This window comes from Ruminococcus sp. RTP21359st1_H3_RTP21359_211015 (genome assembly GCF_040909065.1).
Taxonomy (GTDB): domain Bacteria; phylum Bacillota; class Clostridia; order Oscillospirales; family Ruminococcaceae; genus Hominimerdicola; species Hominimerdicola aceti.
This window is the reverse complement of record NZ_JBDGDD010000007.1, coordinates 1-12100: the sequence shown is the minus strand read 5'-3', so window position 1 is coordinate 12100 and position 12100 is coordinate 1. Positions and strand designations below refer to the sequence as shown.

Genomic DNA, 12100 nt, shown 5'->3' with positions numbered 1-12100 from the left:
CGGAGGAAAGAAAATGACAACAGCGAAAAAAATACTTACCCTTGCACTTTGTCTGACCTGCCTTACAGTGGGTATGACAGGCTGTGCAAAAGATAAAAGCAGTTCTGATACTAAAATTGCTAAAAGCACATCATCACAAACAGAAAGCAGCGACAGCAAGAAGATAAAAGAACTTAGCAACAAGCTTGAAAAGCTGGAAAACACGCTTTCTAACATTCTGGGGGAGGATATATTTGATCCCTCAGACGGTGACGGCAACGTAAACGGTGAGATACACCCTATCTATGATGATACGGCAGTGGTTGAAGCTTACAAGTCGGGTGATGATTCAAAGCTCACTGACGATAAGGACAAATACATATTCAAAGAGCTAAAAAAGGCTGTGGGCGAGATAATCAAAGACGACATGAGCGAATATGACAAGGAAAAGGCTGTTTATGATTATGTGTTCTCTCAGACGCACTTTAATGACGATTCTCTTGTGGCGATATCTGATGAAAGTGAAGATGACGAGTCATACAATCCTTACGGATTTTTCCATGACCACTCTACTATCTGTGTGGGAAACGCAACAACAATAAAGCTGTTTTTTGATGTTCTAGGTATCGACAGCAAGATAATACACTCAACAGAAAACGGCGAACACGCTTGGAACGTTGTGAAGATAGATGGCAAATGGTATCACCTTGATGTGACATTTGACGGCGGCAACGAAGCTCCTGACTACGCATATTTCAACGTACCTGACACTGCAAAGGACGACGGCTCCTATCCTTGGAACAAAGAGGACTTCCCTGAATGCACTGCCACTAACGATTGCTACATATGCAAGAATGCCAAGAAGCTTGACAGCGTTTATGATATACCTGAGCGCATAAAGGAAGCAATGTCAGATAAAGGAAAAACTATATATATGTCACTGGACGTGCCGGAGGGAGCAGGCAGCACTGCTGTTGCGGAGCAGGTCACAAACATAATATCAAACTTTTACATTGACGATTACAACGTCTCTTCCACACCTGTTATTGACGCAGAGGACAAGGTTTGCTTCGGAATTTCTTTAAACTCGGCAGATGGTGACGATTCGGATAATTCTTATGACACAGACAATGCACTCGGCATTGATTACGACAAGCTTTCAAAGGCTTTCTCAGATGCTCTCGGAATAGATTATGAGTATGAGCCTGATTATTCTGATAATAACATAATGGGTTAAAGCTTATAAGGGGATTATTTAAGGCAATACCGCACAATCTTTTTGCGGTGTTGCCTTAATAAAAGCCGCAGGGCATACAGCGTAAAAACTGTATGCCCTGCGGCTTTTTATATCGGATTTGATCGAAGAAAGCTTGTTCATTGGGTCACACGTCAGCTTGCCTGACTGTCTGCCCTTTTCCGATTTTGTATGTTTGAGAAATTAGTTCTCGAAAAGTGCTGTTGAAAGATATCTTTCACCTGTATCAGGGAGAAGTGCAACGATAGTCTTGCCCTTGTTCTCAGGTCTCTTTGAAAGTATCTCAGCGGCTTTAAGTGCTGCGCCTGATGAAATACCAACGAGGATACCCTCTGTTTTAGCGAACTTGTTGCCTGTCTTGAAAGCGTCCTCATTCTCGATAGGGAGGATCTCGTCATAAACCTTTGTATCGAGGACATCAGGAACGAAGCCTGCGCCGATACCCTGAATTTTGTGTGGACCTGATTTGCCCTGTGAAAGAACAGGTGAAGTTGCAGGCTCTACTGCTACTATCTTAACGTCAGGGTTCTTGGACTTGAGATACTGACCAACACCTGTTACTGTTCCTCCTGTGCCAACGCCTGCGATAAAGATATCTACCTTACCGTCTGTATCTTCCCAGATCTCAGGACCTGTTGTTGCAAAGTGAGCGGCTGGGTTTGCTGGGTTTACGAACTGACCGAGGATAACTGAGTTCTCGATCTCGCCCTTAAGTTCGTCAGCCTTCTTGATAGCACCTGTCATGCCCTTTGCGCCTTCTGTGAGAACTATCTGTGCGCCATATGCCTTAAGAAGATTTCTTCTCTCGATACTCATTGTTTCAGGCATTGTAAGAATTACCTTGTAGCCCTTTGATACGCCCACAGCCGCAAGACCGATACCTGTGTTTCCTGATGTAGGCTCTATAATAGTTGCGCCTTTCTTGAGAACGCCCTTCTTTTCAGCCTCCTCGATCATTGCAAGTGCAACTCTGTCCTTAACGCTTCCTGCCGGGTTGAAATATTCAAGCTTTGCAAGGATAGTTGCGTCAGCCTCTACTGCCTTTTCAAAATTAACTGCTTCGATTATTGGAGTTTTTCCGATAAGCTCCGAAACGCCCTTATAGATCTTTGACATTTTAATCTACCTCCGATATGAAAATTATTTTATGCGGTTTTCTGTACCGCTTATGTTTGCTATGGTTATACTATATCACTTTATTCCTACTATGTCAATAGGATTAATATGCTTTCTATGTTTTATACAACAAAGTCAGCTTATTGCAAGCTTCAGTTTGTGCATTATGACCTATAATCATACTCAGTAATGCAATATGGCTTATTATTTTCATCACAAAGCTCCACAAATTTTCTGCCCTCATCGGTATAAACAAGAGCCTTTATGGCTTTACCACGCTTCAAGGGATTTTTATATTCCACACGGATACGCTTCACAGCAGACTCGTTTTCCACAAACTCGTCTGTTATGTCAAGATATCTCGCATTATTGACGTGTTCGTTCATGTCGATATAGCATTTCAGCACCGGGATATCCTCATACACCTGTGGCTCAGTATCAGGTAGGGCTATCTTTCTTGGAAGATACTCCATATCAAGCTTTGGATAGAGCTTCACCCTATCAACAAGCTCCTGTGGAACTTTTATAGGCCGCTGAGATGTTTTGTCCATGAAAGCGCCAGAAGCTATAGACTTCACGCAGATATCACCGTTTTCGTCATATATAACTGTGTTTCTGTAGCCATACATTCTTTTAAGCTCATATGTCCATGTTTTGACGGTGAGCTTTTCGTTTTGCTCAGGTCTGCGGACGATATCAAGCTGTCTTGACACAAGAAACATCACGCAGTTTTCTTTCTCAAAAAAAGGCGACATAACAGGGTGAGTGTCAAGGTGGATAACAGAGCAATCCTGCAAAAGGTCAACAAGGCAGCTATTTCTTATTATGCCATGCGAACCTATCTGGCTGCAATTTACAGTGCGTTTCATTTCATACATATTGCTTTCCTCCATTCTGCTATATAATAATTATACAACTTATTGTCGCTTTTTTCAACAGCACATAGGTACAAATGTTAACAGAGGTAAAGAAATGTTAAAAAAAACTTGTTGAAATTAGTCCGCTTTGCTACTTATAATGATATTACAGCAATTTTACAGGAGGCAAAATATGTTTTTATGGTTAATGATAGCTATTCTTGTGGCGGTCTGCTCTGTGGCTGGCTTTATTTATCTCACAAGAAGAATATCAGCTTTTGGCTTTATAAAAAAGCTTTCAAAGGATAAAAAGGTACTTAATTACGCCATAAGTGCAGCTCTTATAGTGCTCACAGGCGGCATAATATGGCTTATATGGGACTGGATAAATGCGATAATCTGTTTGCTGCATCTTGTTATATTCTGGCTTTTGTGCGACTTGTTTGTGTTCATTGGAAAGAAGATATCAAAGAAACAGGCAAGCAAATGCCTTGCAGGCTTTATCGCCGTGCCGCTGACGGTGGTTTATCTTGCGGTGGGCTGGTATCTTTGCAATAATGTATGGGAAACTGACTACACACTGAAAACTGATAAGAAGTCAGGTGACATAAGGATAGTTCAATTTGCAGACTCTCACGTTGGCACAACGTTCCATGGGGACGGCTTCGCAAAGTACATGGAAGAGATACAGAAGCTTGACCCCGATGTGGTGCTTATAACAGGCGACTTTGTTGATGATGACACATCAAAAGAGGACATGATACAGTGCTGTGAAGCTCTTGGCAAGCTGAAAACAAAATACGGCGTTTATTTCTCATTTGGCAACCATGACAAGGGATACTATGACCCTTCGTATCGTGGCTACAGCGGTGACGATCTTATTGCGGAGCTTGAAAAGAACAATGTCAACGTATTACAGGACGACACCGTGCTTATCGACGATCGTTTCTACATAATAGGCAGACAGGACAGGTCTGAGGAAATGGAAAAGGGCGGTCACAGAGCATCTATGGAAGAGCTCACAAAGGATCTTGACAGCTCGAAGTTCACAGTTGTAATGGATCACCAGCCTTGTGATTATGACGCTCAGGCGGCGTCAAAGGTAGACCTTGTTTTGTCAGGTCACACACACGGCGGTCAGCTCATACCAATAAACTTCCTTGGCACTCTCATCGGCGGCAATGACCGCACATACGGCTATGAAAAGCGTGAGGACACCAACTTTATCGTGACATCAGGCATTTCAGACTGGGCGATAAAATTCAAAACAGGCTGCAAGTCTGAGTACGTTGTTATTGATGTTTCGGAGAATTAAATAGCAGGACAAAGCAAAAGGGTCAGCAAAAATGCTGACCCTTTGTTTTATTTGAACACAAGCTGTACCAAAAGCATATAGCACACTGTTTCGCTTGCAATAGACAAAAGCATTTGTCTTTTCCACAAATGCACTGTCACTGTCACGCCTATGGCGATAAGTTCAGGCAAGCCGTAACTGTAATGCAGAGGTGTTACGTTTCTAAGGCAATATACCACGAGCATACTGAATATTGCGCTTGGAAGCACCTTGCCCAAATACTGCACATAGCGTGGTGTTGGGCGTTTGCCGTTGAAAATAAGAAACGGGAGTGCTCTTGTGAGAACAGTGCCTAAAACGCACATTCCTATAGTGATGACCTGCTGAGTTATCGTCACTTTGCGTCACCTGCTTTCTCAGGGTTTTCTATAGGCTTGCGAAAAGCCGTGAGCAGAACGAGAATACATATCATTGTGGGTATCATGAAATCGTCTGTACCAAATAGTATAAGGCAGACAACGCTTGATATCAAGCCTATCCATGCACTCATATGGTGTTTTTCTTTGAGCCACTGGTCAAGAAATATCACAACGAACAAAGCCGTCATTGCGAAGTCAAGTCCTTTGGTATCAAAGCTTATAAGATCACCCATAAGACCGCCGATAGTTGCACCGCTCACCCAATATATCTGATTGAGTAGCGTAACAAAAAAGTAAAACCAACCTCTGTCAACGTCCTTGGGGATCTCTGCTGAGTAGTTTATGCTGAAAGTTTCGTCGCACATTCCATAGATAAGATAATATTTTTTCCAGCCAAGCCCTTTGAACTTATCCAGCATTGAAATGCCATAGAACAAGTGCCTAGCTTGTATCATTATCGCCATTATCAAGGTCTGCACAGGCGCAAAGGGTGAAAGAAGCATACTTACTGTGATAAATTCAAGGCTTCCGCCATATATCGTCATGCTCATTATGAGGGGGTAGACAAAGCTGAATCCTGATGCGTTAGCATAAATGCCATAGGCAATGCCTAAAAACCAAAAACCTGCGAATATCGGTATTGTATAAGGAAAAGCCCATTTCAGGGCTTTGAATGCTTTTCTATCGTGATTTTTTTCCAAAATGTTCATCTGCCTTTCGGGCGTTCGCTGTATCGAAAAACGCTGTGTATAAAAGTTTAGCACAATGTTTACCCGTAGTCAAGCACCGAACTATTGACAAACTGCCCTTGTGGATATATAATTTACCAAGAAACTTCACTTTAAAAAGGAGGTGTGGCAGTGACAAAGGTCATATATCCTGTTATTGGCAGGCAGACTTCTCTGCCCTTTTATCTCACCGGAATAGGCATTTCCGACCCTGAATTTCACGTCACAAGGGACAAAGGGCTTGTTTCACATCAGCTTCTTTTTACCTCAGGGGGCGAGGGCAGACTAATTGTCGGGGGAGAAGAATTTGTGCAGACAAAAGGCTCGGCATTTTATCTTCCCCCTAGCGTTCCACATGAATATTATCCTGCAAATGGGAATTGGATAACAAACTGGATAGTTTTCCGTGGTGAATTTGCGGGGCAAATGCTTGCAAACCTTGGCTTTGACAGCTTTAGATTTTCCCCTGAGATAAACACCCAAAAACCTGCTCAGCTTTTTGAGCGAATTTTAGTTGCCGCTGCCGACCCTGTGAATTGTGGCGAAAAAACTTCCGCACTTGTGTATGAATATATCCTCGCCATGAGGACTGCAATGCTTTTCCCTGACAGCCGAAACAACGTAGGAGGCATTACAAGGCAAGCGCTTTTGTATATAGACAGCCGATACATGGAGGATATCACCGCAGAAACACTTGCAGGACTTTCAGGAGTGTCAGTACAACATTTCTGCCGTGTTTTTAAAGCAGAAACTTCAATGCGTCCCCTTGAATATATTGCAAAACGACGTATCTCTCAGGCAAAATCTCTGCTTCTTAACACCGACTCTGACATAGGCGACATAGGCAAGCAGGTGGGCTATGAAGACAGAAACTATTTCAGCATCGTTTTTAAAAAGCTGGAGGGTGTTTCTCCAAGAGAATACCGTCGTTCAAGAGGAACAGGTTTGTAATAATATTTTAAGCTTTATTAGAATTTTCTCAGCATATTTCTAAGCAAAATGTTCGTATCTTAATAATATGCAAAATATTTCAGATTGACCATACACTCCTTTAAGCTTATAATTGTCATAAGAAAGCAAGAAGCCATGCTTTATGCAAGGAGGATAACTTATGACGATACTAAAAAGGAGCGCGTCAATGGTGTCAGCATTGGTCATGATGATATCTAGCGCAGGCGCTTACAATTGCAGTGCGGAGGGAACAACGGTGAACGATAGCAATACAAATAATACAAGAGAGATAGTTATTGACGGAACTACGGCTCAGCTCAAAGAAAATATGCGCTACAGAGGGGCAGGCATGGTGAGTGCAAACAACTCATCAAGGCTTCTGTTGGATTACAAGGCTGAACACCCTGATGTATATGAGCAGATAATGGAGTATATGTTTGGCAAAGAAGGTATCGGCATTACTCACCTTAAATTGGAAATGGGTGCGGATATAAACTCATCATCAGGCACAGAACCGTCTGTAATGAGAACAAAGGACGAAAAGGCTGACGTAACAAGAGGTGCGGCATACCAGCTTGCCGCTGACGCAAAGAAGATAAATCCTGACCTCACTTTGGATATGCTTTGGTGGAGTGAACCAAGGTGGGTATCTGACGCTTCCGACGTTTATGCTGCAAGATACAAATGGTATAAAAACACCCTTGACGCCGCTTATGAAACATATGGACTTGAATTTGACTATGTAAGTGCTGTGCAGAATGAGCGTGGAGCTGACCCTGAATGGGTGAAATATCTTTCCTCACATCTCAAAAGTGAAAAAGGCACCCCTTATGACTACTCAAAGATAAAGATAGTCGCTGGAGAAGAGGTCTGCACATGGGGCTTTGCTGACAGAATGTATGAGGACAGCGAACTTATGAACGTTGTTGACGTGGTGGGAAGCCATTACACAAGCGAGTCCACCGAGAACGCACAGAAGCTTGCATATGAAGAAAACAAAGAGCTTTGGTTCAGCGAAGCAAGCTCGCCAATGGCATATGCGCAGGGTACATACAGATATGACAGCTCAGGTCTGGCAGGCATAAACGGCACACTTGATATTGCAAACAGAATAATCGGAATGTATCCCAACGGCAAAATGACACTTTATGAGTATCAGCCTGTTGTATCGGCATACTATGACGGCGTTTGCTACTGTCAGAAACAGCTCATCTCAGCCTGCGACCCTTGGAGCGGTTATTATATGCTTGACAGCGGTTTTTATATGTCTCTGCATTTTTCGCAGTTCATTGAAAAAGGCTGGGCGTTTGTTGACAGCGGCTGCTACAGCGACGGCAAAAAAGGCGGTGACGGTCACGCTATCGTCGACGCAGTTTACAGCTATATGACCGCCACAGACACAGAAACAGGCGATTACAGCACTGTTATCACAAACACTACAAGCGAGCCTATACAGTATGACCTCAAGGTATCAGGACTTGACAAGGCGTCAAGCAACGTGAGCGTATGGGAAACAAGAGGTCCTGACAGTATTGACGGCAGCTATGACGAGAATTATTTCAAGAAAACTGAGGATATAACCCCTACAGAGAACGGCGGAGCTTATACATACTCTGTGACAGTGAAGCCAAATTCTATTGTGACAATTTCTACTGTTACACCTAAGCGCACAGAATACAAAAACGCTGACGAGAGCGAACGCACTGTTTTGAAGCTTCCATATTCGGACGATTTTGAGTATGCAGGCTATCCTGAGAATTATCTTTCATCAAGGGGCAATGCGCCAAGATACACAACAGATCAGGGCGGTGCTTTCGAGGTGGAAAAAACCGACAAGGGCAATATGCTAGTTCAGCAGATAACGGCTGACATGAAAGCCAACGAGTGGGGCTACACCCCAGAACCTGTGACTACATTTGGTGACGACAGGTGGTATAACTACTCTGTGAACGTTGACGCTGCTTTTGCGACTTCGCAGGACGCAGAATCAAACTATGTGGGCGTTGGTCTGAGATACACGCTTGGCTGCAATTCATACAGTGGCTATTGGATAAAGCTTTATGAGAACGGAAGCTGGGAGCTTAAAGTAAATGACGGCACTCTTAGCAGTGGAAGCATAGACAGCTTTGACGGCACGACTTCTCACAAGCTTAAAGTCGAGGCTGTAAACAACGTTATCCGTGGATATGTTGACGGAAACATGGTGGCTGAATACACTGTGAACGAAGGCGAATCTCTTATCGGCGCAGGCAGAGCGTCACTTTTCAGCTCATACAACAAAAACAGCTTTGACAACTTCTCTGCTGAACCTGTGGAGGGCAGTGACACATATGTAACTCGCTTTGACGAAACAGACTCTTGCTTCACTTTTGAGGGCAACTGGGAACACAACCTTATGAGCAGCTTCAAAAACTACAAACGAACCATATCAGATGGCACAGAGGGCGACTCTTTCACAGTAAGCTTTGAGGGAACGGGCTTCGCACTTTCAGGTGAAACAAGAGAAAACGCTATACTCGGGGTATCAATAGACGGAGGTGATGAACAGCTCGTGACAGTTTCAAGGACAGGTCAGCGTGAGATATCATGCCATTTTGAAGGCTTGTCTGAGGGCGCTCACACCGCAAAGGTAACCATAAAATCAGGCAAATATACAATTGACGCTATGCAGGTAACAGGCGGAAAGATACCATTCGAGAAGAAAAAGCCTGCGAAGTCTGAAAGCACTAAGTCAGGCAAAAGCAAGCTTCCTATAGCTGTTGGCGCAGGCGTTTGCGCTGCTGCGGCAGTTGGTGCAGTGATATACGGCATAGCCAGAAAGAAGCGTAAGGAAAATAATGACTAAAATAAGCAGAACAACAGACATGACACAAGGCAGTGAAATGCGACACATAATAATGTTTTCACTGCCCTTGCTTGCAGGAAATCTTTTGCAGCAGACATACAATATAGTGGACACTATGGTGGTGGGGCGTTATCTGGGCGATGACGCCCTTGCCGCTGTTGGTGCTACAGGCTCTATCACTTATCTTTTTTACACCCTTTGCATAGGGCTGTCGGTGGGTGCAGGAATAATTGTCGCACAGTATTTCGGTGCAGGCAAGAAAAAAGCCCTGCGGTCAGCAGTATTCAACTCAGCGCTTGTCACGGCTATATTCGGCATTGTAATAAGCCTTTTATCCGTGCCTGCCGCAAGACCTATACTGGAGCTTTTGAAAGTTCCTAACAAGATTATCGGAGATTCTGTGGCGTATATGCAGATAGCCTGCGGCGGAACGATAGCGGTGGCAGCATACAACTGGATAAACGCCATAATGAGGGCTTTGGGCGACTCAAAAACACCGCTGATATTCTTAGGTGCAGCAAGCTTGCTAAACGCCCTCCTTGACCTGCTTTTTGTGGTGGTATTCAAATTCGGCATAGCAGGTGCGGCATGGGCGACAGTGCTTACGCAGGCGCTTTCTGCCATTTCTTGTATTGTGTACTGCTTTGCAGTGAGCGGAGAGATAAAGCTCACCGCCGACGATCTGCACGCCGACAAGGACCTGATGAACCGCTGTGTGAAAACAGGCGTGCCTATCGCCATACAAAACGGACTTATCTCGGTATCAATGGTGGCTCTCCAACGTGTGACAAACGGCTTTGGCGAAACGGTCATGGCGGCATACACAGTTTCAATGCGTATCGAGCAGTTCGTTCAACAGCCGTTTTCTTCACTTAATGCGGCGGTTTCAACATTCACAGGACAGAATATCGGCGCAGGAAAAGAAAAACGTGCGCAGAAAGGTCTTGCTTGTGCAATAAAGATATCGGTGATATTCTCGGCAGTGGTGCTTGTGCTGTTCGCACTGTTCGGTGGAGCGATAACATCTTGGTTTGTCAAGGGCAAGACTGTTATAAGCATATCAGCAAAAGCGCTTATCATAACCTCACTTTTCTACTGGTCGCTGGGTATTATCCACACCACAAGGGGCTTTTTGAACGGTGCAGGCGACACAAACTATGCCCTTGTAAACGGCATGGCAGAGGTAATATGCAGGATAGGTCTTTCACTTATCTTTACAAGGATAGCTTTCATAGGCTATTGGGGCATATGGTACACCACCGCCGCAACGTGGTTTGTGACCGCTATGGTGAGCCTTATAAGATACAAGGGTGGAAAATGGAGGCTTCATTCAATTGTAAAATAGATTTTCATAACTGCTGTACCGATTCGGTGCGGCAGTTTTTTTAGTTGAAACAGTTTCACATTATATATGAAATATTCATATGAAACCATATTGAAAATTCATAGTGCAGTGGTACAATATAATAAAAGGAGTGACGAGCAATGAACATTACCGAATTTGCAAAAGCCGCAGGAGTATCAAAATCTGCTGTGAGCAGATATTTCAACGACGGCTATGTGAGCGAAGAAAAGCGCAGGCTTATTGAAGCCGCCATAGAAGCCACAGGCTATGCCCCAAGCGTTCAGGCGCAGAACGTGAGAACAAGAGTGACAAAGCTTGTGGGAGTTATTATACCGAAGCTTTCAAGCGAGAGCTGTGCAAGAGAGGTGGAGGGAATAAGTCAGGTACTCAGTGAGCAGGGCTATCAGCTTTTGCTTGTGAACTCTGCCAACGACCCAAAGAAAGAAGTGGAATATCTGGAGCTTTTCCGAAGCAATCGTGTTGACGGAGTTATCTTTTTGGCTTCTGTTTTCACTCCGCTCCATGACGCTGTGCTGAAAAAAATGCGTGTGCCGGTGGTAATTGTGGGACAGGAATACAAGGGTGCAAACTGCGTTTGTCATGACGATTACAAAGCCGCCTATACCGCAGAGAAGCTTATGCTTGACAAAGGTTGCAAAAAGCCCGCTTTTATCGGTGTTACCGAGCAGGACAAGGCGGCAGGTCAGGCAAGAAAAGACGGGTTTCTCCACGCCCTTTCTGATAACGGCATCAACATTGAAAAGTCTGATATGCAGACGGCTGAATTTAAAATGGACTCAGGCTACAAAAGGGCTTTGACATTACTGAGAAGCGGCAGAAGGTACGACCACATTTTCTGTGCCACCGACAATCTTGCCGCAGGCGCGCTCCTTGCCTGCCGTGAGCAGGGATTGAAAGTACCAGAGGATATAATGATAGCAGGTATTGGCGACTCTCAGCTTTGTAAGGTCACGTCCACTCCCCTGACTTCTGTGCATTTTCATTATCGCACCGCAGGCATAGAAGCGGCACAAATGCTGCTCAATTCACTTAAACGAGAAAGCTCTATACCAAGGACACTAACGCTCGATTTTGAGCTGGAAGAGCGTGAGTCTACAGAGAAAAAAATGTGAAACTGTGTGAAACCTTGTAATACCGCCTTGTAAGTTTATATTATTTGTCAATAGACAAATGCACTGTCATGGGTTATAATATAGTTAATGAAATCGGTATCACATAAATAATGAAACTGATAAAATGACATAGTTCGGACAAAATAATAAAAAGGCAAGCAAAGGACGGGATATTATG

10 protein-coding genes are annotated in these 12100 nt (G+C 44.0%); 6 read left to right on the top strand and 4 right to left on the bottom strand.

What is annotated here, in order from left to right; genetic code table 11:
- The first annotated feature begins 13 nt into the window (after positions 1-13).
- A complete protein-coding gene (locus AB5Z01_RS04170) occupies positions 14-1216 on the top strand; it encodes a transglutaminase domain-containing protein (protein WP_368365347.1) in 1203 nt (400 codons plus the stop codon).
- Positions 1217-1417: 201 nt separating this feature from the next.
- On the opposite strand, the gene cysK is transcribed toward AB5Z01_RS04170, so the two are convergent.
- Positions 1418-2350, bottom strand: a complete 933-nt coding sequence (gene cysK / locus AB5Z01_RS04165; protein WP_022286644.1) for a cysteine synthase A — start codon at positions 2348-2350, stop codon at positions 1418-1420.
- A 164-nt stretch (positions 2351-2514) separates the two neighbouring features.
- Positions 2515-3228 (bottom strand): acyl-[acyl-carrier-protein] thioesterase, encoded by a 714-nt coding sequence (locus tag AB5Z01_RS04160; RefSeq protein WP_117938470.1) that lies wholly within the window; start codon positions 3226-3228, stop codon positions 2515-2517.
- A 172-nt stretch (positions 3229-3400) separates the two neighbouring features.
- Between AB5Z01_RS04160 and AB5Z01_RS04155 the strand changes: the two genes are divergently transcribed.
- A complete protein-coding gene (locus AB5Z01_RS04155; protein WP_287214996.1) occupies positions 3401-4522 on the top strand; it encodes a metallophosphoesterase in 1122 nt (373 codons plus the stop codon).
- 47 nt (positions 4523-4569) lie between these two features.
- On the opposite strand, the gene AB5Z01_RS04150 is transcribed toward AB5Z01_RS04155, so the two are convergent.
- Positions 4570-4899 carry a branched-chain amino acid transporter permease gene (locus tag AB5Z01_RS04150; RefSeq protein WP_287214995.1) on the bottom strand — a complete coding sequence of 110 codons (330 nt, stop codon included), beginning with the start codon at positions 4897-4899 and terminating at the stop codon, positions 4570-4572.
- On the bottom strand, positions 4896-5630 hold the full coding sequence (locus tag AB5Z01_RS04145; RefSeq protein WP_178086258.1) for an AzlC family ABC transporter permease: 735 nt from the start codon (positions 5628-5630) through the stop codon (positions 4896-4898). The genes AB5Z01_RS04150 and AB5Z01_RS04145 overlap by 4 nt, the downstream gene beginning before the upstream one ends.
- A gap of 150 nt (positions 5631-5780) precedes the next feature.
- Here AB5Z01_RS04145 and AB5Z01_RS04140 point away from each other — a divergent pair, with 150 nt between their 5' ends.
- From AB5Z01_RS04140 to AB5Z01_RS04125, 4 genes are all read left to right on the top strand, one after another.
- Complete coding sequence (locus AB5Z01_RS04140; protein ID WP_278945798.1) at positions 5781-6599, top strand: AraC family transcriptional regulator; 819 nt, start codon at positions 5781-5783, stop codon at positions 6597-6599.
- A gap of 160 nt (positions 6600-6759) precedes the next feature.
- Positions 6760-9444 carry a glycosyl hydrolase family 59 gene (locus tag AB5Z01_RS04135; RefSeq protein WP_287214991.1) on the top strand — a complete coding sequence of 895 codons (2685 nt, stop codon included), beginning with the start codon at positions 6760-6762 and terminating at the stop codon, positions 9442-9444.
- Positions 9437-10789, top strand: a complete 1353-nt coding sequence (locus AB5Z01_RS04130; protein ID WP_368365346.1) for an MATE family efflux transporter — start codon at positions 9437-9439, stop codon at positions 10787-10789. The genes AB5Z01_RS04135 and AB5Z01_RS04130 overlap by 8 nt, the downstream gene beginning before the upstream one ends.
- Positions 10790-10929: 140 nt before the next feature.
- Entirely contained in the window at positions 10930-11922 is a 993-nt protein-coding gene (locus AB5Z01_RS04125) for a LacI family DNA-binding transcriptional regulator (RefSeq protein ID WP_195221351.1), read from the top strand.
- Positions 11923-12100: the final 178 nt, after the last annotated feature.